At 64.8% G+C, this 24,174-nt stretch carries 20 protein-coding genes; 17 read left to right on the plus strand and 3 right to left on the minus strand.

Annotated features, from left to right (window positions below; all coding sequences use genetic code 11):
- The first annotated feature begins 44 nt into the window (after positions 1–44).
- The 3 genes from htpG to AC1VNY_RS05670 all read left to right on the plus strand — a co-directional run bounded on the left by htpG (position 45) and on the right by AC1VNY_RS05670 (position 4,947).
- Complete coding sequence (gene htpG, locus AC1VNY_RS05660; RefSeq protein ID WP_482404458.1) at positions 45–1,907, plus strand: molecular chaperone HtpG; 1,863 nt, start codon at positions 45–47, stop codon at positions 1,905–1,907.
- A 379-nt stretch (positions 1,908–2,286) separates the two neighbouring features.
- The gene (gene zigA, locus AC1VNY_RS05665) at positions 2,287–3,495 is read left to right on the plus strand and encodes a zinc metallochaperone GTPase ZigA (RefSeq protein WP_482404459.1); all 1,209 of its coding nucleotides are present in this window, start codon (positions 2,287–2,289) and stop codon (positions 3,493–3,495) included.
- 303 nt (positions 3,496–3,798) lie between these two features.
- Complete coding sequence (locus tag AC1VNY_RS05670; protein WP_482404460.1) at positions 3,799–4,947, plus strand: DUF3095 domain-containing protein; 1,149 nt, start codon at positions 3,799–3,801, stop codon at positions 4,945–4,947.
- Between the two features lie 56 nt (positions 4,948–5,003).
- Here AC1VNY_RS05670 and AC1VNY_RS05675 read toward each other — a convergent pair whose 3' ends face one another.
- From AC1VNY_RS05675 to AC1VNY_RS05685, 3 genes are all read right to left on the minus strand, one after another.
- Positions 5,004–5,447 (minus strand): DUF2147 domain-containing protein, encoded by a 444-nt coding sequence (locus AC1VNY_RS05675; RefSeq protein ID WP_482404461.1) that lies wholly within the window; start codon positions 5,445–5,447, stop codon positions 5,004–5,006.
- A 281-nt stretch (positions 5,448–5,728) separates the two neighbouring features.
- Positions 5,729–7,114 carry an MATE family efflux transporter gene (locus AC1VNY_RS05680; RefSeq protein ID WP_482404462.1) on the minus strand — a complete coding sequence of 462 codons (1,386 nt, stop codon included), beginning with the start codon at positions 7,112–7,114 and terminating at the stop codon, positions 5,729–5,731.
- A 303-nt stretch (positions 7,115–7,417) separates the two neighbouring features.
- Entirely contained in the window at positions 7,418–7,948 is a 531-nt protein-coding gene (locus tag AC1VNY_RS05685) for a GNAT family N-acetyltransferase (protein ID WP_482404463.1), read from the minus strand.
- 139 nt (positions 7,949–8,087) lie between these two features.
- Here AC1VNY_RS05685 and AC1VNY_RS05690 point away from each other — a divergent pair, with 139 nt between their 5' ends.
- The 14 genes from AC1VNY_RS05690 (at position 8,088) to AC1VNY_RS05755 (ending at position 24,098) form a co-directional block, all read left to right on the plus strand.
- Positions 8,088–8,687: a superoxide dismutase gene (locus AC1VNY_RS05690; RefSeq protein ID WP_016846956.1), complete on the plus strand. Its 600-nt coding sequence runs from the start codon at positions 8,088–8,090 to the stop codon at positions 8,685–8,687.
- Between the two features lie 174 nt (positions 8,688–8,861).
- On the plus strand, positions 8,862–9,248 hold the full coding sequence (crcB, locus tag AC1VNY_RS05695) for a fluoride efflux transporter CrcB (RefSeq protein ID WP_482404464.1): 387 nt from the start codon (positions 8,862–8,864) through the stop codon (positions 9,246–9,248).
- Positions 9,249–10,027: 779 nt separating this feature from the next.
- On the plus strand, positions 10,028–10,741 hold the full coding sequence (gene tolQ / locus AC1VNY_RS05700; protein WP_016846954.1) for a protein TolQ: 714 nt from the start codon (positions 10,028–10,030) through the stop codon (positions 10,739–10,741).
- Between the two features lie 34 nt (positions 10,742–10,775).
- Positions 10,776–11,243, plus strand: coding sequence for a biopolymer transporter ExbD (locus tag AC1VNY_RS05705; RefSeq protein ID WP_016846953.1), 468 nt, complete (start codon positions 10,776–10,778; stop codon positions 11,241–11,243).
- A gap of 34 nt (positions 11,244–11,277) precedes the next feature.
- Entirely contained in the window at positions 11,278–12,210 is a 933-nt protein-coding gene (locus AC1VNY_RS05710) for a cell envelope integrity TolA family protein (RefSeq protein WP_482404465.1), read from the plus strand.
- Positions 12,211–12,247: 37 nt separating this feature from the next.
- Positions 12,248–13,606, plus strand: coding sequence for a Tol-Pal system beta propeller repeat protein TolB (tolB, locus tag AC1VNY_RS05715; protein ID WP_092080739.1), 1,359 nt, complete (start codon positions 12,248–12,250; stop codon positions 13,604–13,606).
- A gap of 185 nt (positions 13,607–13,791) precedes the next feature.
- Positions 13,792–16,116, plus strand: coding sequence for a putative bifunctional diguanylate cyclase/phosphodiesterase (locus AC1VNY_RS05720; protein WP_304497227.1), 2,325 nt, complete (start codon positions 13,792–13,794; stop codon positions 16,114–16,116).
- 174 nt (positions 16,117–16,290) lie between these two features.
- A complete protein-coding gene (locus tag AC1VNY_RS05725) occupies positions 16,291–17,025 on the plus strand; it encodes an N-acyl amino acid synthase FeeM domain-containing protein (RefSeq protein ID WP_482404466.1) in 735 nt (244 codons plus the stop codon).
- Between the two features lie 271 nt (positions 17,026–17,296).
- Positions 17,297–17,779, plus strand: a complete 483-nt coding sequence (gene pal, locus AC1VNY_RS05730) for a peptidoglycan-associated lipoprotein Pal (RefSeq protein WP_016846948.1) — start codon at positions 17,297–17,299, stop codon at positions 17,777–17,779.
- Positions 17,780–18,029: 250 nt separating this feature from the next.
- Positions 18,030–19,082: a tol-pal system protein YbgF gene (ybgF, locus tag AC1VNY_RS05735; protein WP_482404467.1), complete on the plus strand. Its 1,053-nt coding sequence runs from the start codon at positions 18,030–18,032 to the stop codon at positions 19,080–19,082.
- 52 nt (positions 19,083–19,134) lie between these two features.
- Complete coding sequence (gene tilS, locus AC1VNY_RS05740; RefSeq protein ID WP_482404468.1) at positions 19,135–20,169, plus strand: tRNA lysidine(34) synthetase TilS; 1,035 nt, start codon at positions 19,135–19,137, stop codon at positions 20,167–20,169.
- A 259-nt stretch (positions 20,170–20,428) separates the two neighbouring features.
- Positions 20,429–22,351 carry an ATP-dependent zinc metalloprotease FtsH gene (gene ftsH, locus AC1VNY_RS05745; protein WP_018268750.1) on the plus strand — a complete coding sequence of 641 codons (1,923 nt, stop codon included), beginning with the start codon at positions 20,429–20,431 and terminating at the stop codon, positions 22,349–22,351.
- Between the two features lie 12 nt (positions 22,352–22,363).
- Positions 22,364–22,777: a DUF3052 domain-containing protein gene (locus AC1VNY_RS05750; protein WP_482404469.1), complete on the plus strand. Its 414-nt coding sequence runs from the start codon at positions 22,364–22,366 to the stop codon at positions 22,775–22,777.
- A gap of 121 nt (positions 22,778–22,898) precedes the next feature.
- Positions 22,899–24,098, plus strand: a complete 1,200-nt coding sequence (locus AC1VNY_RS05755) for an ABC transporter substrate-binding protein (RefSeq protein ID WP_482404470.1) — start codon at positions 22,899–22,901, stop codon at positions 24,096–24,098.
- The last annotated feature ends 76 nt before the right edge of the window (positions 24,099–24,174 follow it).

A 24,174-nucleotide genomic window follows, 5' to 3' on the forward strand; every position in this document is an offset into this window, starting at 1 on the left:
ATATCAGGGCTTTCCCGCCACTTACCGATTGTCCGAGTTTCCGCATGACCACAACTGCCGCTGCCGAATCCCAGCCGTTCCAGGCCGAGGTTGCCGAATTGCTGCATCTGATGGTGCATTCGGTCTATTCCGAGACCGATATCTTCCTGCGCGAGTTGATCTCGAACGCGTCGGATGCCTGCGACAAGCTGCGCTACGAGGCGATCGCCAATCCGTCCCTGATCACCGACGGCACGCCGCCGGAGATCAGGATCGTCCCGAACAAGGCGGCCGACACGCTTGCCGTGGTCGATACCGGCATCGGTATGGAGCGTCAGGAGCTGATCGACAATCTCGGCACCATCGCGCGCTCCGGCACCAGATCGTTCCTGTCGAAGCTGACGGAAGCCAAGGACGGCGCCAATCTGATCGGCCAGTTCGGCGTCGGCTTCTATGCCGCCTTCATGGTCGCCGAGAAGATCGTCGTTACCAGCCGCCGCGCCGGCTCGGACGAGGTGTGGGTGTGGTCGTCGGAAGGCGGCAGCGGCTTCGAGATCGCACCGGCGAGCGAGGAGGCCGCCCAGCGCGTCGCGCGCGGCACCGAGATCGTGCTGCATCTGAAGAAGGACGCCGCCAAATATCTCGAGGCCTACGAGATCGAGCGCATTGTCCGCGAATATTCCGACAACATCCAGTTTCCGATCCTCCTGGTGCCGGAAGAGGGCGAGCCGCGCCAGATCAACTCGGCGAGCGCGCTGTGGCAGCGCTCGAAATCCGAGCTCAAGCCGGAGGATTACGCCCAGGCCTACAAGCAGATCGCCGGTGCCTTCGACGAGCCGGCGATGACGCTGCATTACCGCGCCGAGGGCCGGCAGTCCTACGCCGTGCTGCTGTTCGCGCCGTCGCAAAAGCCGTTCGACCTGTTTCAGGTCGAGCGCAAGGGCAAGGTCAAGCTCTATGTCCGCCGCGTCTTCATCGCCGACGACGCCGAGCTGCTGCCGGCTTACTTGCGCTTCATCCGCGGCGTGATCGACAGCGAGGATCTGCCGCTCAACATCTCGCGCGAGATGCTGCAGAACAATCCGCAGCTCGCGCAGATCCGCAAGGCCGTCACCGGCCGCGTGATCGGCGAATTGGAGACGCTCGGCGAGAAGGAGCCGGAGACCTTTGCAAAGATCTGGGACGCGTTCGGCCCGGTCATCAAGGAAGGCCTGTGGGAGGATTTCGAGCGCCGCGACAAGCTCCTGGCGCTGGCGCGCTTCACCACTACGTCGGGCGAGAACCGCTCGCTGAAGCAGGTTGTCGACGACTTCAAGCCGAACCAGACCGAGATCTATTATCTGGTCGGCGACAGCGTCGAGCGGCTGAAGTCGAACCCGAAGCTGGAATCGGCGCGCGCCCGCGGCATCGAGGTGCTGCTGCTCACCGATCCGGTCGATGCGTTCTGGACCTCGGCGCCGCTCGATTTCGGCGGCAAGCCGCTGAAGTCGCTGAGCCAGGGCGATGTCGATTTCGGCCTGATCCCGCTTGCCGACGACAAGGACGACAAGAAGGACGAACCCGCAGCCGACGCCGCGACCACGATCGCCGTGATCAAGGATGCGCTTGGCGAGCGCGTCTCCGACGTCCGCGCCTCGCAGCGGCTGACCGCGAGCGCGTCGTGCCTCGTCGCAGGCGGCGATGCGCGCGACCGCGCGCTGGAGCGGCTGCTCGCCCAGCAGAACCGCGGCGCGATCACCAAGCCGGTCCTCGAGATCAACCTGCGCCACCCGCTGGTCGCGGCGCTCGCGACCGACACCGCGCAGGCGAAAGACCTGTCGCTGCTGCTGTTCGAGCAGGCGCAAATCCTCGACGGCGAGATGCCCGACGACCCCGCCGCGTTCGCTGGTCGCATGAACCAGCTCGTGCTGCGTGGATTGGGGAAGTAGACGCCACTTATCGTCTGCCGGCCCCGTCATCCTGAGGAGCGCGGAACGCGCGTCTCGAAGGATGCACGGCCGAGCTGCTGCAGCGGAGCCGTACATGCTTCGAGATGGCCGCTGCGCGGCCTCCTCAGCATGACGGACTGGGCAGCCCGTAGCCCGGATGGAGCGAAGCGTAATCCGGGACAGATCCATCCGTGGATAGTGCGGTCCCGGATTTCGCTGCGCTCTATCCGGGCTACGCATTCCTAAAACTGGCAGGCTAACTGCGCCGCATTCCGGCGCTTGACACGCCGTGGCTCATTGATGTTATGTTATAACATAACATAAAGCGAATGCCCCATGTCCCGCCGCCGCCCATCCCTCCAGCAACTGTTTGATCTCGATGCAAAAACTCCCCGTCACCATCTTGTCCGGCTTCCTCGGGGCTGGAAAGACCACTTTGCTGAACCACGTCCTGAACAACCGCCGCGGCCTGAAGGTTGCGGTGATTGTGAACGACATGAGCGAGGTGAACATCGACGCCGACCTCGTGCGCGATGGCGGTGCGAACCTGTCCCGGACTGACGAGAAACTGGTCGAGATGAGCAATGGCTGCATCTGCTGCACCCTGCGCGACGATCTGCTGAAGGAGGTGCGCGCGCTCGCCGAGAGCGGCCGCTTCGATTATCTGCTGATCGAATCGACCGGCATCTCCGAGCCGCTTCCGGTCGCCGCGACCTTCGAGTTTCGCGACGAGGATGGCCAAAGCCTCTCCGACGTCGCGCGGCTCGACACCATGGTCACGGTGGTCGACGCCGCCAATCTGTTGAAGGACTACGCCTCGACCGACTTCCTCAGCCAGCGCGGCGAAGCGCTCGACGGCGACAAGCGCACGCTGGTCGATTTGCTGGTCGAGCAGATCGAGTTCGCCGACGTCGTGGTGCTGAACAAGATCGATGCCGCGACGCAGGCCGAGCGCGAGGCCGCCCGCACCATCGTGCGCGCGCTCAATCCCGAGGCCGACATCGTCGAGGCGAATTTCGCAAAAGTCCCGTTCGACCGCGTGCTCGACACCGGCCGCTTCGACCACGAGCGCGCGCAGCAGCATCCGCTCTGGCACAAGGAGCTCTACGGCTTTGCCGGGCACGTGCCGGAGACCGAGGAATATGGCATCACGAGCTTCGTCTACCGCGCGCGGCGTCCGTTCGATCCGCTGCGCTTCCACGCCTTCCTGCGCGAGAGCTGGCAAGGCGTGATCCGCGCCAAGGGCCATTTCTGGATCGCGACGCGGCCGGATTGGTGCGGCGAGTTGAGCCAGGCCGGCGCGATCGTGCGGACCGAAGGGCTCGGTTCGTGGTGGGCGGCGATCCCACGCGAGCGCTGGCCGGATCATCCGGACTGGCGGCTGATGATGCAGCGGAGCTGGAACGATCTCTACGGCGATCGCCGGCAGGAGCTCGTCTTCATCGGCTCCGGCATGAACGAGGACGACATCCGCCGTCGGCTCGATGCCTGCCTCGTCACCGGTAGACCGGGCATGGACCCGCAGGCCTGGGCAGAGCTGCGCGATCCGTTTCCGCCGTGGAGCAGGGCAGGCGAGGCGGCGGCGTGAAGTGTCAGAGATGCGCGCGCTGTCCCCGTCATCCCCGCGCAAAGGCTTTGGCTTTGTCGCTGGAGGTGCGAGCCTTGCGGCGCAATTGCGCCGCTGGGCGAGCCTCGAAGGATGAATCGGCCCGGATGTCTTCACGGGGCACCATCCGCTCGCGGTGACAGTCGGGCCGTCGACCCTTCGAGACGCGCGCCAAGGCGCGCTCCTCAGGGTGACGGTGAAGGCGCGGCTCCGAGGAAAACCCACCCCAATTTGCCGCGTATCTGCTAGAGAGTCTTGCAGAGGCGGAAACGGCGCGGCGTTGCGATGGCTGGCGGCAGCGAGATCTTTTACGGCGGCATTCCGGTGTTTCGCGGCTTCGCGAAGCTGATGGACCCGGCGCTGTATGCGTCGTTGCCCGATGACTGGACGGTCGGCGTCGCCGACATCGTGGAATCGACCAAGGCGATCGCGGCGCAGCGCTACAAGGCGGTCAACATGGCCGGCGCCGCGGTGGTCGCCGCCGTCACCAATGCGCTGGAGGGCCGCGAATTCCCCTTCGTGTTCGGTGGCGACGGCGCGAGTTTTGCGGTCGCGCCGGCCGATCTCGACAAGGCGCGTGAGGCGCTTGCGGCGACCGCGCGCTGGGTGCACGACGACCTCGATCTGGTGCTGCGGGTGGCGCTGGTGCCGATGGCGGCGATCCGCGCCGCGGGCGCCGATGTCCGCGTCGCGCGTTTTGGGCCGTCGGCCAATTTGTCCTATGCGATGTTCTCCGGCGGCGGTCTTGCTTACGCCGATGCCGCGATGAAGCGCGGCGCGTTCGCGGTCGATCCGGCGCCTCAGGGCACGCAGCCCGATCTGTCCGGCCTGTCCTGCCGCTTCGAGGTGATGCCGTCCGCGCGCGGCGTCATCCTGTCGGTGCTGGTGCTGCCGGCGAGGAACGCCGATCCCGCGTCCTTCCGCAAGGTGATCGAGGATATCGTCGTCCGCATCGAGAAGAGCCCTGATGCCGGACGGCCGGTGCCCGCAGGCGGCCCGCCGCTGCACTGGCCGCCGCAGGGAATGGAGTACGAGGCGCGCGCACGGCGCGGCGGCCCGCTCGCGCTGCGGCGCGCCGTGGTGCTCACATTCGCGCTGTGGGCCTATACGCTGATGCGGTTCAACATCCCGGTCGGCAAGTTCGCGCCGAAACGTTATCTGCAGCAGGTGGTCGAGAATTCAGACTTCCGCAAGTTCGACGACGGCCTGCGCATGATCCTGGATTGCACGCCGGAGCTCTCCGCCGACATCGAGCGGCGCCTCGCTGCCGCGGCTGCGCAGGGCATCGTGCGCTATGGCCTGCACGAGCAAGATGCTGCGATGATGACCTGCTTCACCCCCTCGGTGATGCGCGCCGACCACGTCCACTTCATCGACGGCGCCCGCGGCGGCTACGCCTCGGCGGCGACGGTGCTGAAGGCGCGCGTGGTGTAGCGCTGACCAAGCGGGAGAGGGGCGCAGTCCCGTTGCGGTTGCCGCTCGGCTAAGAATTACCGCCCCACCCGCGTCCAGGTCTCGCCGCCGCACAGCGCGCCGACGCAGCCTTCGACGCGCAGCGTGCTCTCGCCGGTCACCGAGATGCTGCTCGCATAGGTGCCGCCGTCGTCGGCGTTGTAGATCTGGCCCGACCATTTGCCCGCGGCAACCGGATGCATGCCGGAAAACAGCGGCAGCCCGATGATCGGCCGGCTGGACAGCGACGGATTCGGATTCTTGTTGTCGACTTGCGGCTTGCCGGTCATCGGGTCGATCGGGTCGCGCAGGCTCACCACCACGCCGCAGATACCGCCGCCGCATTTGCTGATCTTGACGCGGGCATCGCCGGCCTGGGTCTGCCAGACGCCGACAGGCTCAGGCGCGCCTTGCGCATGCGCGGTGGGCACGGCAAGCGCCGTCGCAATGATGGCGATCATGAATCCGAATCGGCAGGCCATGGCTTATTCCCCAAGAGCATGATCCGGACCGGTACGGCCGCGTTAGCGCAAAGTGCGAAGCGGTTTTCCGAAAAGATCATGGTCAAACAAAGAACTAAAGCGCGATGACGATTCGACTCAATCTCATCGCGCTTTAGAGGTCGGCCTGCATAACAAGTCGATGAATTTCTGCAATGTCATATTCGCGCGATCGAGCGAGCGCGCTCCCAAAAAAATTGGTGCCTGTTTTCGGAGCAGTCATGCTCAGGCAACGCTCCGGTGCGAGGGCGCTGCGTCGTATTTTATCCCCAGCGGGTCAGCCGGATCGAAATGATGGTGGCGAGGCCGAACGCCACCATCGCACCGCCGACCAGTGCAAACAGCGTCCATGCCGGGGCACTCACGGTAGCGAGCCACCAGCCGCCGATGCCGACCAGCAGCAGGCGGATGGTGCCGGCCAGCACCGGCCCGCCGACCTTGGCCGCCCCCTGCGAGGAGAAATAAAGGCAGACGCCGACGCCGAAGAAGCCGAAGCCCGGGCCGGCCAGCGCGAAATAGGACGAAGCCGCGGCGGTCACACCGGGATCGGTGGTGAACAGCGCAATCCACAGCGTCGGCTTCAATGCGACCACAAGTCCGACGAGGCCGACGACAAGTCCGGCGACGGTACCGGCGGTCCACGCCACCTTGCGGGCGCGCGTCACGAGTCCCGCGCCGATCGCCATGCCGACCATCGGCACCGAGGCGACGCCGACCGCGAACGCGATCGGGATCAGCAGGAATTCCAGCCGCGAGCCCATGCCGTAACCGGCCAGCGTTTCGGTGCCGAAGCTGGCCAGGATCTTGGTGAAGATCAGGATGGTCAGCACGCTCTGCAGCGGCGACAGGCAGGAGATCGCGCCCACTTTCAGGATGTCGAGGAACATCGCGCGCTGGAAGCTGAAGGCGGCGAAGTCGAGCTTCAACCGGCTGCGGCCAGAGGCGAGATACCAGGCGAGGAAGATCGCGCCACACGTGAAGGCCGTGAGCTGTCCGGCGGCGACGCCGCGCATGCCGAGACCGGGCATGCCGAACAATCCGAGACCCAGCACGCCGCCGACCGCGATCTGGATCATCGAGACCGTGATCAGCGTCATCGAGGGAATCCGCATGTCGCCGGTGCCGCGCACGACGGAGGCGAGCGTGTTGACCAGCCAGATCGAGATCGCGCCGGAAAACAGCACCTGCGAGTAATGCATCGACTGCTCGAGCACGCCGCCATGTCCGCCGAGCAGCGCATAGAAGTCGCGGCCGAATCCCAGCATCATCACGGTGAAGAACAGTCCGGCGCACCCGCCGATGATCGCGGAATGCAGCGCCAGATCGGCGGCGCGGTCGCGGTCGCCGGCGCCGAGCGCGCGGCTGATCGCCGACGAGACGCCGCCGCCCATCGCGCCGGCCGACATCATCTGCGTCAGCATCGCGAACGGAAACACCAGCGCAATGCCGGCCAGCGGCTCGGTGCCGAGCCGGCCGATGTAAGAGGTCTCGGCCACCGCGACCAGCGTCGAGCCGAACATGGCGATGGTGTTCGGGATCGCCAGGCGAAGCAGCGTCGGCAGGATCGGCGCGGTCAAGAGGTCGTCGACCGGCACGGCAGGCGCAGCCGCGGTGGGGCGGGCGTCGTCGATCGAGGCTTCAATGGTCATGGGTCGGTTGCCCTTCACCTCTCCCGCTCGCGGGGTCGAGACGAGCGAAGCTCGCTCTTAGGTCGGATTGCATCGGAGATGCGATCCGGGTGGGGGCTCTCTCTGCGATGTGACCGGCGGTGAAATCCCCACCCCAACTTCGAGAGCGAGCTTCGCTCGCCTCGGACCCCGCAAGCGGGAGAGGGGGCGCAGTTTGCTCGCAGCCGCGGTTCGAGGTCACTTTGTGAAAGCCTGTCGCCAATAAATGATGACCGACATGCTACGACGCGCAGGCCCCTCGGGCCACCGCCGCCGATGCAGGGGTCACCACGGCAGGCCGCATAGGTCGATCTTGCCCTGGCGCGGCGCGCGAACGATGTCGTTGACGAACGGCGCCATCGCCTCGAAGCGGATCTGCCTGGAAGGCTGTTCGCAATACACTTCGCCACTGAAGGGATGCCAGCCGCGCGCCTGGTAGAACGCGAAATTGTGCGGCTCGCAGAATAAGATTGCAAATTTCACCGCGTCATTGGCACGAATGGTGTGCACGGCGGCATCTAACGCGAGTGACGCATAGCCGCGCCGCCGGCAGTCCGCGCGGGTCGAGACTCCGCCGATGCCGCCGACATGCACCTTGTGGCCATTCCAGGTGATGGTCCGGAAATAGATACCGACATGGCAGGCGAGCCCGCTGTCGTCGGGCGCATCGAGCAGCACGCGCAAATCCGCGTGGGCCCATTTGATGTCCGCCCAGGCTGGTTTCTCGACCGCATCCGGGCTCCAGACCGCCCGGAGCAGCGGCTCGGCGCGCTTCCACGATGCATCTCCGTTGAGAATGTCGATTTCGATGCTCATCGTCTGGGTCCTTGGTCTTGGTTCGGGCTGTGCCGATCTGTCATAGGCGATCCGAAAATGCGGTGTTTCTCTGGGATGGAACCTTCTATAAGGGGGACCCGTTAAGTGTAGTCTCCCACCCTCTGTTGGACATTACCCCATGACCTTCACGCTACCCGATCTGCCCTACGCCCACGACGCCCTTGCGCCCTACATGTCCAAGGAAACGCTGGAGTTTCACCACGACAAGCATCACCAGGCCTACGTCACCAACGGCAACAACGCGATCAAGGGGACCGAATTCGAAGGCAAGTCCCTCGAGGAGATCGTGAAGGGCTCGTTCGGCAAGAACGCGGCCGTCTTCAACAATGCCGGCCAGCACTACAACCACATCCATTTCTGGAAGTGGATGAAGCCGAATGGCGGCGGCAGCAAGTTGCCCGGCCGGCTGGAGAAGAAGATCAACGAGGATCTCGGCGGCTTCGACAAGTTCAAGGCCGACTTCGCCGCCGCCGGCGCCGGTCAGTTCGGCTCCGGCTGGGCCTGGCTGCAGGTCAAGGGCGGCAAGCTCGAGGTCGCCAAGACCCCGAACGGCGAGAACCCGCTGGTTCATGGCGCGGTGCCGATCCTCGGCGTCGACGTCTGGGAGCACTCCTACTACATCGACTACCGCAACCGTCGTCCGGACTATCTGAAGGCGTTCGTCGAAAACCTCGTCAACTGGGACTATGTCGACGAGCTGTTCGGCAAGGCCGGCTAAGCGCACAGGTGGTCAGGGGCAGCCCGCAGGGCTGAACCCGGAATCTCGAGATTCCGGGTTCGATGCTACGCATCGCCCCCGAATGACATTGAGCTAAATTTCGAGGGCGGTAGCCACGGCTGCCGCCCTTTTTGTTGCCTTGCGACGATTGCAGCGTTACGGCACAAAGCGCGCATGGGGCAACTCACAAGCTATCTCCTCGTCTTCTTCGGCGGCGGTCTCGGCGCGACGCTGCGCCAGCTGATCAACGTCACCTGCGCGCGCTGCATCGGCACCGCGTTTCCCTACGGCACCTTCATCATCAACATCACGGGCTCGACCGTGATGGGCCTGATCGCCGGCTATCTCGCCTTCAAGGGCGACGCCTCGCAGCCCTGGCGGCTGTTTTTGATGACCGGCATCCTCGGCGGCTACACCACCTTCTCCGCCTTCTCGCTCGACACCGCGCTGCTCTATGAGCGCGGCGAGCTCGGCCTTGCGGTGCTGTATGTCGCGGGCTCGGTGGCACTCTCGATCGCCGGCCTGTTCTCCGGCCTCGCGATCGTGCGGCATTTGACGTGAGGCTCTCAGTCGTCATTCCGGGAGCTTGCCAACGGGTCGCGCGAACGCGCGCCCGATAACAGGCTCCGCGAGAACTCGGAGTCCATTTCGTGTCCTCCCGCAAAATGCGAAAGCATTTTTGCCGAAGCGGTGACAAACAAGCCCAACCTCACCGGGGAGAACGACGAAGAGCAAAGCTCGGGCGATGATGTCGCGAGAACGTAAGGCTGCGCCCCGACCACAACTGTCATCGCCCGCTCGACCGGGCGATCCAATACGCCGCGGCCTCTGGGCCCAAGCGCTGCTGCCTCTGATGACAGCGCGTGATGAGAACCATTCTCATCGTCGTCCTGGCGAAAGCCAGGACCCATTACCCCAAATCTCGATTGTTGCGCGACGCTGGGGCACGATCCGGTTCATCACTAAAGGCGGTGGTTATGGGTCCTGGCTTTCGCCAGGACGACGCCGGGATGGACTCGACCGCCGCACCCCTCCAAACGAGAGCCTTCATCTGTGGAACCGGCCAACCTCCTTCGCCGGCGGCATTTCCCGCCTCCAAATTTCCCTTTGGTAACCTCGCCTTAACCATGATTAGCGTTTGGTTAGGGTCGGAATGACGCGTGAAAAGCCCTCGTTTTGACATCTTGGCAGGGGAAGCAGGGCCCGGCTTTGGACGGGCCCCCATGCGACAGATGTAAGAGGCTCTCGCGCAGTTTTGCCGCGCCGGGCGCGCGGCCGTGGAAGGCGTGCCGATTGGCGGCCCGCCGAATTGGGACACTTGCGTTGAGAGGATATTGCCGATGAATCCCGCCGATGTGGCTCAGTCAACTCTGCCACTGGCATCGAGCGACGTGTCGCTGATCGCGCTGTTCTGGCAGGCCCATTGGGTCGTCAAATGCGTGATGTTGGGACTTCTGTCCTGCTCGGTGTGGGTCTGGGCGATCGCAATCGACAAGATCCTGCTCTACGCCCGCACCAAGCGGGCCATGGACAAGTTCGAGCAGGCTTTCTGGTCCGGCCAGTCGATCGAGGAACTCTACCGGGCCCTCTCGGCCAAGCCGACCCAGTCGATGGCGGCCTGTTTCGTCGCGGCGATGCGGGAGTGGAAGCGCTCCTTCGAGAGCCAGTCGCGGTCCTTTGCCGGCCTGCAGGCGCGGATCGAGAAGGTCATGAACGTCTCGATCGCCCGGGAGGTGGAGCGGCTGGAACGCCGGCTGCTGGTGCTCGCCACCGTGGGATCGGCCGGCCCCTTTGTCGGCCTGTTCGGTACCGTCTGGGGCATCATGTCGAGCTTCCAGTCGATCGCGGCCTCCAAAAACACCTCCTTGGCGGTCGTGGCGCCCGGTATCGCGGAAGCGCTGTTTGCCACCGCAATCGGCCTGATTGCCGCAATTCCGGCGACTATTTTCTACAATAAGTTCACTTCGGAGGTGAACCGGCAGGCCGCGCGCCTGGAGGGGTTTGCCGACGAGTTCTCCGCCATCCTGTCGCGTCAGATCGACGAGCGGGGTTGAGTTAGATGATGGTCACTTTTGCGGGTGTGCGATCATGGCGATGAGCATGGCAGGGTCCGGCGGTGGCAGACGCCGCCGCGGCGGGCGCAAGCCGGTCATGGCCGAGATCAACGTCACGCCGATGGTCGACGTGATGTTGGTGCTGCTGATCATCTTCATGGTGGCGGCGCCGCTGATGACGTCGAACATCGACATCGACCTGCCGGTGGCGAGCGGCGGCAAGTCGATCTCGTCGAACCAGCCTCCGCTGACATTGTCGGTCAAGCGCACCGGCGGCGGCTGCAACTCGAATGTCGAGCTCTATCTGGGTGACGCGCCGGTCACGGCCGCCGATTTTCCGGCCAAGATCAAGGCGATCGGGGACGCGCGGTCGGATGCCGAAAAGGTGGTCTATCTGCGTGGCGACAAGGACGTCTGTTACACGGATATGATGAAACTGCTCGGGGAGGTCCGGGCCGCGGGATTCAAGGCGAATATCGTCATCATCCCGGAAGGTGGATAGTGCCAATGTACGGCAAGGCACGGGGAAGCCTGATTTGAAGGTCAAGGTCGACAAGACTCTGGCGGCATCGATTGTCCTGCACGTCCTCGTGATCGGGTGGGGCCTCGTGTCGTGGTCGACCAAGGCGTACGTGATGCCCGAAGAGGAATCGGTTGCCGTCGATGTGATCTCGCCCGACCAGCTCTCGCATGTCATGGCCGGTCAGAAGGACGGCAAGAAGGAAAATCCCAAGCCACTGGTCGACAAGGTCGCCGAAGCCAAGCCAGTCGACGACACCGTCGGCAAGGTCGAGGAAAAGAAGCCCCCTGTCGTGACCGACACCGCGCCGCAGCCGGCGCCGAAGGTGGAGAAGCCGGAAGACAAGAAGCCGGATCCGCCAAAGAAGGTCGAGAACAAGCCGAAGGAAGAGCCGAAGCCGGTCGAGAAGAAGCCCGATCCGGTGAAGCCCGACCCGATCGCCGAAGCGATCAAGAAGGAAGAGAAGAAGCCGCCGCCGAAGCCGGTTGCACAGGTCGCCAAGCCGCCGCCGGAGCAGAAGCCGAAGGATCGCGTGTTCGACCAGAGCAAGATCGCAGCGCTGCTCGACAAGCGTGACCCGACGCGCGCCGCGGCGACCGGCGATACGCTCAATGCCAATGCGGCGCTTGGTACCGCAAAGGGCAAGGCTGCCGACAATTCCGCGACCTGGGGCGCGATGTTCCGGCAGCAGGTCGAACGCTGTTGGAAGAAGCCTTACGGTGGAATAGAGGCGCAGATGGCAGAAGCCGTGTTCTCCATCCATTTGAAGCGCGACGGCACGCTGGAAGGCATGCCGGTCGTGGTAGGAAACGCGAAGACGCCTTATCTTCGGGTGTATCAGGAGAGTGGCTTGCGCGCGATCATCGAGTGCCAGCCCTATCGATTGCCTCCAGGTTTCTTTGAGGAATGGCAGTTCTTTGAGCCGGCCTTTACCGAGAGGCAGAGCTGAAATTGCACGCTACCGTTTACGAGCATGAGTTCGAACGATGATTGACAAGACCCGCTTGCCTCACACGCTCTTCCGTCCGAGCCGCCGGCAGATCCTGGCCGGAATGGCGTCCGCCGGCGCGATGCTGGGTGGTCTCACCGGCCCCGCATCCGCTCAGAAGCGGATCACCATCACCGAGGGCGAGTTCGCGCCGGTGCCGATCGCAATCCCGAACTTCGCCGCCGGCACGCCTGGCGACGCTGAAGTCGGCGTCGGCGTCACCCAGGTGATCACCAACAACCTGAAGCGCAGCGGATTGTTCGCGCCGATCGATCAGGCCGCCTATCTCGAGAAGCAGATCAACATCGATGCGGCGCCGAACTTCAACAACTGGAAGAGCATCAACGCGCAGGCGCTGGTGACCGGCCGCATGACGCGCCAGGGCAACGGGCGGGTGAAGGCGGAATTCCGGCTCTGGGACGTCAACACCGGCCAGCAGCTCGCCGGCCAGCAGTACGACACCTCGGCCGAATACTGGCGGCGCATCGCGCATATCATCTCCGACCAGATCTACGAGCGGATGACCGGCGAGAAGGGCTATTTCGACACCCGCGTCGTGTTCGTCGACGAGAGCGGCTCGGCGGATCGCCGCGTCAAGCGGCTCGCGCTGATGGACCAGGACGGCGCCAATGTGCGCTACCTGACCCGCGGTTCGGACCTCGTGCTGACGCCGCGCTTCTCGCCGTCGACCCAGGAAATCACCTACATGGAATTCGGGCAGGGCGACCCGCGCGTCTATCTGCTCAACATCGAGACCGGCCAGCGCGAGATCGTCGGCAACTTCCCGGGCATGTCGTTCTCGCCGCGCTTCTCGCCCGACGGCCAGCGCGTCATCATGAGCCTGCAGCAGGGCGGCAACTCCAACCTGTTCGTGATGGATCTGCGCTCGAAGTCGATGACGCGGCTGACCGACACGCCGGCGATCGACACCTCGCCGTCCTACGCGCCCGACGGCACGCGGCTCTGCTTCGAATCCGATCGCGGCGGCAAGCCGCAAATCTATGTGATGCCGGCAACCGGCGGCGGCGCACAGCGCATCTCGTTCGGCGACGGCACCTATTCGACGCCGGTGTGGTCGCCGCGCGGCGACTACATCGCCTTCACCAAGCAGGGCGGCGGGCAGTTCGCGATCGGCATCATGAAACCCGACGGCTCGGGCGAGCGCATCCTGACCTCGGGCTTCCATAACGAAGGCCCGACCTTTGCGCCGAACGGCCGCGTCGTGATGTTCTTCCGCGATCCCGGCGGCAACAGCGGCCCGTCGCTGTTCACCATCGACGTCTCCGGGCGCAACGAGCTGCGGGTGCCGACCCCGGGCTTTGCCTCCGACCCGGCCTGGTCGCCGCTGTTGTCGTGAGCCGGGTGCAGACTGCTCCTGGGGAACCCCGGCGGCGATCGGCACTTCTCACCTAGCGCACTGAATTTTATGGTGAATTCCGGCCGTCGCCCTGGCGCGGCAAGGACTTGCTAACGATGTTCGCTCAGAAAGACTTCACCTGCGATCAGTAAGAGTGCGAGCTGAAAAGGACGCGCGCTCTCACAATGCAGTTTGCAAGTCAGACGGGTGAACCGGACCGGTCGATGTCGCCGACGATTTCGGCGGCGCTGGTCGATTCCCTGTTCATGAACCCCGCGCCCATGATCTTCGGCGCCTTCGGCCCCGCCATTGCGGGCGCCGTGATTGCGGCTGTCACGAGCAATCTCCTGTGCTGGCTGTGCGTGCCGCTGTTCATCGTGGTGGGGCTGGCGCGCGCGCTGCAGATGTACCGCTACCAGCAGCGCAATTCCCGGCTCACCGTCGAAGAGTCCGTGACCTGGGAGAAGCGCTACCGGATCGGCACCATCGCCTACGGCATTTCGCTCGGCATCTGGGGCGTCACCGTGCTGCTCACGACCAATGATGCCGCCGCGCACATGCTGTGCGTGACCACGGTGGTCGCCTACACCTCGGCGGGGGTAGGGCGGACCTTCGGCCGGCCGCAGATCTTCCACCTGCATCTGTTGATGTCGATCGGTCCCTTGATCCTGGCGCTGATGTATGTCGGCGGCCCCTATCACATCGCCCTTGCGCTGCTCAGCCTGGTGTTCTTCAGCGCCATCCGGCACCTGACCTCCAGTCTGCAGCGCATCTATGTCAACGCCTGGATCGCCAAGGAGCGCGAGGCCGCGCTGGCGGGCCAGTTCGATACCGCGCTGAACAACATGCCGCACGGCCTGTGCATGTTCAGCGCCGACGGCCGCGTTGCGGTGATGAACCACCGCTTCATCGAGATGATGCAGCTGTCGGACGATTTCGTGCAGCGCGGCGCCAGCGCCACCGACATCTGCAACGCCTGCGTCCTGTCCGGCTCGATCTCGGCCGCGGCCGCCCAGCAGATTCTCTACGAGATCGAGAGCTCGCAGCGCGGCGATATCGTCACCAGCGACCCCGATCCCACCAAGAACCGCTCGCTGGACTGGACTTTCCAGCCGATGGCCGGCGGCGGCACGGTGGTGCTGGTCGAGGACATCACCGAGCGCAAGGACGCCGAGGCCCGGATCAGCCATCTCGCGCGCTATGACGAGCTGACCGCGCTGCCCAACCGCGTCAATTTCCGCGACGAAATCGGCCGGCTGCTCGCCATGCAGCACGGCGACCATCGCTCCGCATTGCTGTTCGTCGACCTCGACCAGTTCAAGCAGGTCAACGATACGCTCGGCCATCCCTGCGGCGACCAACTGCTCTGCGCGGTCGCCGAGCGGCTGCGCGAGATGCTGCGGCCGGAGGATTTCGTGGCGCGGTTCGGCGGCGACGAGTTCGTGGTGTTCCAGCAGAACATCCACTCACACGAGGACGCTGCAGCACTGGCGCGGCGCATCGTCGACCGCCTCAGCGAGCGCTACAAGATCGACAACCACCTGGTCGAGATCGGAGCCAGCGTCGGCATCGCGATGACCGCGCCCGGCGTCGGCGCCGACACGTTGCTGAAGAACGCCGACATGGCGCTCTACCGCGCCAAGGCCGACGGCCGCGGCACCTTCTGCTTCTTCCGCGACGAGATGGCGCAAACCGTCGAGGCCCGCCGCATCCTCGAGCTCGACCTGCGCAAGGCGCTCGCCAACGAGGAATTCGAGCTGTTCTACCAGCCGCTGATCAACCTGAAGTCCGGCAAGGTGAGCACCTGCGAGGCTCTGCTGCGCTGGAACCATCCGGCGCGCGGCACGGTCTCTCCGGTCGACATCATCCCGGTCGCGGAGGACATGGGCCTGATCGTCGATCTCGGCCGCTGGATCCTGCGCAAGGCCTGCATGGAATGCATGAAGTGGCCCGAGGCGGTCAGCGTTGCGGTCAACTTCTCGCCGCAGCAGTTCCACCAGCGCGACGTGCTGAGCGAGGTACGCTATGCGCTCGAGGTCTCCGGCCTGCCGGCGCACCGTCTCGAGATCGAGATCACCGAATCCTCGCTGCTGCACAACACCGAGCTGACCCACGACGTGCTCTCGCAACTGCGCTCGCTCGGCGTGCGGATCTCGCTGGACGATTTCGGCACCGGTTACTCGTCGCTCAGCTATCTGCACAATTTCCCGCTGCAGAAGGTCAAGATCGACCGCTCCTTCCTCGAGGGCATCGACAGCGACCGTCCGCTGACCTTGCTGCGCGGGGTGGCGCGGCTGTCGGCGGATCTCGGCATGTCGGTTGTGGTCGAGGGCATCGAGACCAATGAGCAGCTCGAACTGATCAGCGCCGATGGCGCGGTGACCGAAGCACAGGGATACCTGTTCAGCCGGCCGGTTCCCTCGGTCCGCATCCGCCAGCTGCTCAATGCATCGCACGGCCGGCGGACCGACGAGCAACTGCACGTGGTTCCCTCGCGCTCGATCGCTTGAACCCGGCGCAATACCCTCAATCGATAGTTGTGAGAGCCTTCGGCTGCACCATTCGTAGTGTACCCTTGCGGCGAGAGGTTAACTGTATTGCCTCGATTGCTTTGACGGAAATTAAGAAGCTGTTAATCTTTTGGCTCGCGCGTTGAAGTTGTTGAGTTGTTCAGGGAGTACCAAATGAGGTCCGCGGCCGAAGCCATCAAGCCCGCGACAGGAAGGCTTGCGGACCCTCTGGATCAAGTCGATTACCGCCTCGCTCAGACCCCGGAACAGAAAGACGAGATCTACCGGCTTCGCTATCGCGCCTATCTGCGCGAAGGCGCGATCCGGCCCTCGGCGGACGAGCGGGTCGTCGACCGGTTTGATGATGCGCCGAATGCCTGGGTGTTCGGTGTCTATCTGCAAGGCGAACTCTGCAGCTCGATCCGCATCACCGTGGTGACGCCGGAATGGCGCACCTCGCCGACGCTCGAGGTGTTCGGCGACGTGCTGCTGCCGAAGCTTGATCAGGGTCTGGTCTTCATCGACTCGACGCGCTTCGTCGCGGATCCCGAAAAGGCCCGGAACAATCCCGAGCTGCCCTATGTCACGGTGCGCCTCGGCTCGACCGCGGGCGTGCATTTCAATGCCGATTACGGCCTTGCACCGGTTCGGCCCGAGCACATGGCGTTCTACCGGCGCGTGTTCCTGCACGAGACCTGGTCGGAGCCGCGGCTCTATCCCGGGCTGGTGAAGCCGGTCGGCTTGATGGCGTCGCATCTACCGACGGTGCGGGAACGCGTGCTGGCCCGCTATCCCTTCCTGCGCTCGAGCGCTTTCGAGCGGCGAATGCTGTTCGACCGTGACGGCCAGTTGCAGCCCGATGGCGTCGTGCAGCCGTTCGAGCGCGCGTCGATCGTGCCGAATCCCTGAGGGAATCGGCATTCTCATCGAGTCAGTGTCGATCGACTGTTGCGCGCAGGCCAAATTGTCCTGCAAAAGCGGCCGGTTCCCGCGAACCTTGCCTTCCCTTCACCATCGCGCCACATTTGCCACCCATTAACCATCGGGGGCGCTTTTCGCCATTGCCTGGCATTTGATGGGGTTCAGCAAGGTCTCGTCAAGGTTGACGGAACGTTCGCTTAACCATCGCCCTGTAGACCGATTGGGTAGTACGAAGAGCGCGAGCGTGGAGGCTCCGGGAATGAATTATCTCCAGGGTATGAAGCTGGTTGCGGTTCTGGCGGTGGCGCTGTCGATGGGTGCCTGCGCCAACAAGAACCCGTTGGACGCCAATGGCGCAATTGGGGGCGCCGCGACCCCGGGCAGCCAGCAGGATTTCGTGGTCAATGTCGGCGACCGCGTGTTCTTTGAGAGCGATCAGACCGATCTGAGCCCGCAGGCGACGGCGACCCTCGACAAGCAGGCGCAGTGGCTGCAGACCTATAACCGTTACTCCTTCACCATCGAAGGTCATGCCGACGAGCGCGGCACCCGCGAATACAACATCGCGCTCGGTGCCCGCCGTGCCCAGTCGGTCCGCGCCTATCTCGCCTCGCGCGGCATCGATCCGAGCCGCATGCGCACCATTTCCTATGGCAAGGAGCGTCCGGTCGCGGTCTGTAACGACATCTCCTGCTGGTCGCAGAATCGTCGCGCCGTCACCGTGCTGAACGCCAGCTCCTGACGCGATCCGAGATAGCTGCTTTCAAGCCGGCGCCTTCGGGCGCCGGTTTTGTTTTGGCCGCGTGAAAGCCCGGCCCGCCGTCATCAAGATGAACGAAGCTGCGCGCAATTGGCCGCTTGCTTGTTCCAGCGTCCGTACTAAACCGGTATCCCGCGACGCTGACCCGGATTTGAAGCGCCAGTCACAATTCCGGCGTACTCCGTCTTTCAATGTCGCTCGCTTTTCACGTCGATCTCGTCGTCAGGGCAAAATGTCATCCAGGATTCATTTTCTTTCTTCCGCCGCGGCGATCGCGGCGCTCTTCGCCGTTTCCGCGCCAGTGTTTGCCCAATCCGACGATTCCGATGCCGAAATGCGGATCGAGCGGCTCGAAAACCAGCTGCGGCAGCTGACCGGCCAGAACGAGGAGCTGCAATACCGCAACCGTCAGCTCGAGGAGCGTTTGCGCCAGCTCGGCGGCCAGCCGCCCGGCCCTGGTGGACAGGCCCCGGCGGCGCAGCCCGGCGTTGCGGCGGTGCCGCCGGCGCAGCAACCGCAGGCCTACCCGCAGCAGGCGCAGCCGGGCTACGCCCAGCCCCAGCAAGGCTACGGCCAGCCGCAGCAAGGATATGGCAGGCAGCCGCAGGGCGGCTATGACCAGCAGCAACAGATCGCGGCGCCCGCGCCGGTTGTGCAGGAGCCCGCGCCGGCGGCGGCTCCCGGCCGTCGCGGTCGCGGCGATGCCTTCGATCCGACCCAGAACCCGAACGCCCCTGGCGCCCCGCGCGTGCTCGGTGGCGGCGGCCAGATGCCGGTGCAGAGCAATGCGGCGGTCGGTGCCCCCGGCGGCCGCGGGGCGGGCGAGCCGCTCGATCTCGGCAACACCAGCCCGCAGCGTGCCCCCGGCGCGAGCGCGGCCCTGACCACATTGCCGCCGTCGGCCACGCCGAAGGACGAGTTCGACCTCGGCATCGGCTACATGCAGCGCAAGGACTATGCGCTCGCCGAAGAGACGATGAAGAACTTTGCGGTGAAATATCCGAGCGATCCCCTGGTGGCGGACTCGCAATACTGGCTCGGCGAAAGCTATTTCCAGCGCCAGCAATATCGCGACGCTGCGGAAACCTTCCTCGGCGTGACCACCAAGTTCGACAAGTCCGCGAAGGCGCCCGACGCGCTGCTGCGGCTCGGCCAGTCGCTGGCGGCGCTGAAGGAAAAGGAAGCCGCTTGCGCAGCGTTCGGCGAGATCTCGCGGAAGTACCCGCGCGCGTCCGGCGGGGTGAAGGCTGCGGTTGACCGCGAGCAGAAGCGCGTGAAGTGCTAAACCAGGTGCGGGAAGGCCGTTTCCGGCCTCTCCGCCAGCAGCTGGTTTTGCGATGCCCGACGATCAATCCGCCATCCCGGCAAGGGACGCCAAGCGCCTGTTCGCGGGCCTTGCGGGCGCGCCAGCGATCCTGCTTGCGGTGTCCGGCGGTCCCGATTCAGTCGCGCTGATGTGGTTGGCCGCGCGCTGGCGCCGTGCGCTCGCGCAGGGACCGCGGCTGGTGGCGGTCACCGTCGATCACGGCCTGCGTCCTGAAGCGGCTCGCGAAGCGCGCGACGTCAAGCGGCTGGCGCGAAGTCTCGAGCTGCCCCATCACACGTTGCGCTGGACCGGACCAAAGCCTGGAACCGGCGTGCCGGCGGCCGCGCGCGCGGCCCGCTATCGCCTGCTCGCGCAGGCCGCACGCAAGCATGGCGCCACGCATATTTTGACCGCGCACACCCGTGACGATCAGGCCGAGACGCTGTTGATGCGGATGCTGCGCGGCAGCGGCGTTGCGGGCCTCTCGGCAATGGCGCGCGAGACCGAGCGCGACGGCATCTTGCTGACACGGCCGTTGCTCGACATCTCCAAGGCGCAGCTGATCGCGACGCTGAAGAAGGCGCGCATCGGCTTTGCCGACGATCCGACCAACCGCGATCGATCCTTCACGCGTCCGCGGCTGCGCGCGCTGATGCCGATGCTCGCGGCGGAGGGCGGCGACGCGCGGAACCTGGCGCGGCTTGCCGCAAGGATCGCGCGCGCCAACGCCACCCTGGAACTGCTGGTCGACGGCGCCGAGCACTATCTTGCGTTGAAAAGCGAGGATAACTCCGGCGCGGGCTTCGACGCTGCGCTGTTCGCGGTGATGCCCGAGGAGATCCGCGTCCGTCTGCTCAAGCGCGCCATCGACCGCGTCGGACATGAGGGGCCGGCCGAACTCGGCAAGGTCGAAACCCTGCTCGCCGCGATGGACGACGCGTTGGATGGGACTTTGGGACAACGCGAATCCAAGCTGAAACAGACCCTTGCCGGAGCGGTCATCAGCGTCGCCGCCGGCCGTATCAGGATCGGGCCGGCGCCACCCCGCCGGGCGCGCTCTCGCTGAGCCGGGTTCGATTGTTTCAATCGCTGTCATAATCCGGCAAGGAGGCTTAACCACCCCGGAAAAACACCGGATTCAGCGCCATTTTTTGACCGGGAATTGCGCTAGGATGCGGTAAATAGTCGTGCGTGGTTCCCTTGGCATCGACCCCAGCGGCACCTAGATTGTAAGGCATCGACGGGATGGATTCCCTGGGGATTCCCACAGAGCCTGCCCAAGGATTAGAGAGAGGCCGCGATCCGCGCGACCACGAAGGAAGACCATGAACGCCAATCTGCGGAATTTCGCCCTCTGGGTCATCATTGTCCTGCTGTTGCTGGCGTTGTTCACGCTTTTCCAGAATCCTGGCCAGCGCTCGTCGTCCTCGGATATCTCGTTCTCGCAACTTCTGACTGAAGTCGATCAGGGCCATGTCCGCGACGTCGTGATCCAGGGGCCTGAGATTCACGGCACCTTCAACAACGGCACGAGCTTCCAGACCTACGCGCCGAGCGATCCGTCGCTGGTGAAGCGCCTCTACGACGCCAAGGTGCAGATCACCGCGAAGGCGCCCGGCGACAACGTGCCGTGGTTCGTCTCGCTGCTGGTCTCGTGGTTGCCGTTCATCGCGCTGATCGGCGTCTGGATATTCCTGTCGCGGCAGATGCAGGGCGGCGCCGGCAAGGCGATGGGCTTTGGCAAGTCGCGCGCCAAGATGCTGACCGAGGCGCACGGCCGCGTCACCTTCGAGGACGTCGCGGGTGTCGACGAGGCCAAGCAGGATCTGCAGGAGATCGTCGAATTCCTCCGCGACCCCGGCAAATTCCAGCGGCTCGGCGGACGGATTCCGCGCGGCGTGCTGCTGGTCGGCCCTCCCGGCACCGGCAAGACGCTGATCGCGCGCGCGGTCGCGGGCGAAGCCAACGTGCCGTTCTTCACCATCTCCGGTTCTGACTTCGTCGAAATGTTCGTCGGCGTCGGCGCGAGCCGCGTCCGCGACATGTTCGAGCAGGCCAAGAAGAACGCGCCCTGCATCATCTTCATCGACGAAATCGACGCGGTCGGCCGTCATCGCGGCGCCGGGCTCGGCGGCGGCAATGACGAGCGCGAGCAGACGCTGAACCAGTTGCTGGTCGAGATGGACGGCTTCGAGGCCAATGAAGGCGTGATCCTGATCGCGGCGACCAACCGTCCCGACGTGCTCGATCCCGCCCTGCTGCGTCCCGGCCGCTTCGACCGCCAGGTCGTGGTGCCGAACCCGGACGTCGTCGGCCGCGAGCAGATCCTCAAGGTCCACGTCCGCAAGGTGCCGCTGGCGCCCGATATCAACCTCAAGACCATCGCGCGCGGCACCCCGGGCTTCTCGGGCGCCGACCTGATGAACCTCGTCAACGAGGCTGCACTGACCGCCGCCCGCCGCAACAAGCGGATGGTGACGCAGGCCGAGTTCGAAGAGGCCAAGGACAAGGTGATGATGGGCGCCGAGCGCAAGTCGCTCGTGATGACCGAGGAAGAGAAGTTGCTGACGGCTTATCACGAGGGCGGCCACGCCATCGTCGGCCTCAACGTCGTCGCGACCGATCCGATCCACAAGGCGACCATCATTCCGCGCGGCCGTGCGCTGGGCATGGTGATGCAGCTGCCGGAGCGCGACAAGCTGTCGATGTCGCTCGAGCAGATGACCTCGCGCCTTGCCATCATGATGGGTGGCCGCGTCGCCGAAGAGCTGATCTTCGGCCGCGAGAAGGTGACCTCGGGTGCTGCCTCCGACATCGAGCAGGCGACCCGCCTTGCCCGCATGATGGTGACGCGCTGGGGCCTCTCGGAAGAGCTCGGCACCGTCTCCTATGGCGAGAACCAGGACGAGGTGTTCCTCGGCATGTCGGTCTCGCGCACGCAGAACGCGTCCGAGGCGACCGTCCAGAAGATCGACTCCGAGATCAGGCGTCTGGTCGAGGAAGGCTACAACGAGGCGACCAAGATCCTCACCGAGAAGCGCGAGGATCTCGAGGCGCTCGCCAAGGGCCTGCTCGAGTTCGAGACGCTGACCGGCGACGAGATCATCGACCTGTTGAAGGGCAAGAAGCCCAACCGCGAGTCGGTGCTGGAGCCGTCGACGCCGCGCGCATCCGCCGTGCCGCCGGCCGGCAAGCCGCGCCCGCGTCCCGATCCGGACACCGGCATGGAGCCGCAGCCGCAGGCGTAAGCCTCGCCCGCCATGGCCGGCACGTCCGGCAAACCAGTTGTGCAAAAGCTCGGCCTCAAGCCGGGCTTTTGTATTTTTGTCGACGGGTTGTCCGTTCCCTACGGTGACGTTGTCGGCGAACTGCCCGCCGATGTGCTGGTGGCGAAGACCGCACGGGCACCGCTCGATGCCGTGCACCTGTTCGCCGCAAAAGCCCAAGGGCTTGCGGCCAAGCTGCGGCGTTACCGTCAGGCGATCGCGCCCGACGGCATGATCTGGGTGTCGTGGCCGAAGACAAGTTCGGGCGTCGTGACCGACCTTACGGAGAGACAGGTCCGCGAAACCGGGCTCGCGAACGGCCTGGTCGACGTCAAGGTCTGCGCGGTCGATGACGTCTGGTCAGGACTGAAATTCGTGATCCCGGTCAGGGACCGCGGCAAGCGCTGAGATCGCGCCTTGCGAATATCCGTGGCCCCTGCTGCTGCACCGTGGCATCCTCGCGCCAAGCCGTCAAACGGCACGGCCGCGTTGTCTGAGGGCGCGGCACGAAAAAGGGGAGGGGAGGCCGATGCGCAAGGCATTCGGCGCGCTTGGCGCCATTTCGTTCCTGCTGCTGCCCACGTCTTCGATCGCCGCCGAGATGCGCGGCGTCACATCAACCGAAATCAGGATCGGCCAGACCATGCCCTATAGCGGGCCGGTGTCGGCGTTCGGCGCACTCGGCAAGGGCGAAGCCGGCTATTTCAGGATGCTGAACGAGCGCGGCGGCATCAATGGCCGCAGGATCAACTTCATCTCGCTGGACGATTCCTACGCACCGCCGAAGACGGTGGAGCAGACGCGCCGGCTCGTCGAGAGCGACGAGGTCGCGCTGATCTTCTCCTCGATCGGCACCGCGCACAACACCGCGATCGCAAAGTACCTGCAGGGCAAGAACATCCCGCAGCTGTTCCTGGCCTCCGGCGCCTCGAAATTCGGCGACATCGCGCAATTCCCGCAGGCGACGATGGGCGTGCAGGCGCCGTTCCGCTACGAGGCACGGCTGTATGCGCGCTATGCGCTGGCGAAGAATCCGAATGCAAGGTTCGCCGTCATCTCGCAGAACGACGACTACGGCCGCGACTATCTCGCCGGTCTCAAGGACGTGCTCGGCGAGAAGTATGAGTCTCTGGTCACCGTTGCGACCTATGAGATCACGGATCCGACGATCGACTCCCAGATCGTCAAGCTGAAGGCCACCAACGCCGACGTCTTCGTGATCGCGGCGACGCCGAAATTCGCGGCGCAGTCAATCCGCAAGGCCTTTGAGATCGGCTGGCGGCCGATGACCTTCCTGTCCAACACCGCGGTGTGGATCTCGACCGTGATGCAGCCTGCCGGCGTCGAGGCCGGCACCGGCATCATCTCCACGGCCTATGTGAAGGACCCGGACGATCCGGCCTGGAGTGACGATCCCGGCATGAAGGGCTGGCGCGAGTTCATGACCAGATACGTGCCGGAAGGCGACCAGCACGACACCAACTACGTCAACGCCTACAACAGCGCGATGGCGCTGGAGGCGGTGCTGAAGGCCTGCGGCGACGATCTCTCGACCGAAAACATCCTGCGGCAGGCGTTCGCGATCAGGGATCTGGAATTGCCGATGTTGCTGCCCGGCATCAAGGTCAACACCTCGCCGGCCGACCATGTGCCGGTCGACCAGATGCAGCTGATGCGCTTCAACGGCAAGACCTGGGATCGCTTCGGCGAGCTCCAGACGGGGAATTAGATTGAGATTGGTAGCACGTGAACTCGTGCTCCCCCAATGCCCGTCATCCTGAGGAGGCGCGTAGCGCCGTCTCGAA

The sequence above is a fragment of the Bradyrhizobium ferriligni genome, from assembly GCF_056837965.1.

Coding starts and splice junctions, on each gene's coding strand:
- AC1VNY_RS05725 (WP_482404466.1), top strand. CDS start 16,291: ATGAGGTCCGCGGCCGAAGCCATCAAGCCCGCGACAGGAAGGCTTGCG.
- tolB (WP_092080739.1), top strand. CDS start 12,248: ATGATTGACAAGACCCGCTTGCCTCACACGCTCTTCCGTCCGAGCCGC.
- AC1VNY_RS05690 (WP_016846956.1), top strand. CDS start 8,088: ATGACCTTCACGCTACCCGATCTGCCCTACGCCCACGACGCCCTTGCG.
- ftsH (WP_018268750.1), top strand. CDS start 20,429: ATGAACGCCAATCTGCGGAATTTCGCCCTCTGGGTCATCATTGTCCTG.
- tilS (WP_482404468.1), top strand. CDS start 19,135: ATGCCCGACGATCAATCCGCCATCCCGGCAAGGGACGCCAAGCGCCTG.
- crcB (WP_482404464.1), top strand. CDS start 8,862: ATGGGGCAACTCACAAGCTATCTCCTCGTCTTCTTCGGCGGCGGTCTC.
- AC1VNY_RS05670 (WP_482404460.1), top strand. CDS start 3,799: ATGGCTGGCGGCAGCGAGATCTTTTACGGCGGCATTCCGGTGTTTCGC.
- AC1VNY_RS05685 (WP_482404463.1), bottom strand. CDS start 7,948: ATGAGCATCGAAATCGACATTCTCAACGGAGATGCATCGTGGAAGCGC.
- zigA (WP_482404459.1), top strand. CDS start 2,287: ATGCAAAAACTCCCCGTCACCATCTTGTCCGGCTTCCTCGGGGCTGGA.
- AC1VNY_RS05750 (WP_482404469.1), top strand. CDS start 22,364: ATGGCCGGCACGTCCGGCAAACCAGTTGTGCAAAAGCTCGGCCTCAAG.
- AC1VNY_RS05680 (WP_482404462.1), bottom strand. CDS start 7,114: ATGACCATTGAAGCCTCGATCGACGACGCCCGCCCCACCGCGGCTGCG.
- htpG (WP_482404458.1), top strand. CDS start 45: ATGACCACAACTGCCGCTGCCGAATCCCAGCCGTTCCAGGCCGAGGTT.
- ybgF (WP_482404467.1), top strand. CDS start 18,030: ATGTCATCCAGGATTCATTTTCTTTCTTCCGCCGCGGCGATCGCGGCG.
- AC1VNY_RS05675 (WP_482404461.1), bottom strand. CDS start 5,447: ATGGCCTGCCGATTCGGATTCATGATCGCCATCATTGCGACGGCGCTT.
- pal (WP_016846948.1), top strand. CDS start 17,297: ATGAATTATCTCCAGGGTATGAAGCTGGTTGCGGTTCTGGCGGTGGCG.
- AC1VNY_RS05705 (WP_016846953.1), top strand. CDS start 10,776: ATGGCGATGAGCATGGCAGGGTCCGGCGGTGGCAGACGCCGCCGCGGC.
- AC1VNY_RS05720 (WP_304497227.1), top strand. CDS start 13,792: ATGCAGTTTGCAAGTCAGACGGGTGAACCGGACCGGTCGATGTCGCCG.
- AC1VNY_RS05755 (WP_482404470.1), top strand. CDS start 22,899: ATGCGCAAGGCATTCGGCGCGCTTGGCGCCATTTCGTTCCTGCTGCTG.
- tolQ (WP_016846954.1), top strand. CDS start 10,028: ATGAATCCCGCCGATGTGGCTCAGTCAACTCTGCCACTGGCATCGAGC.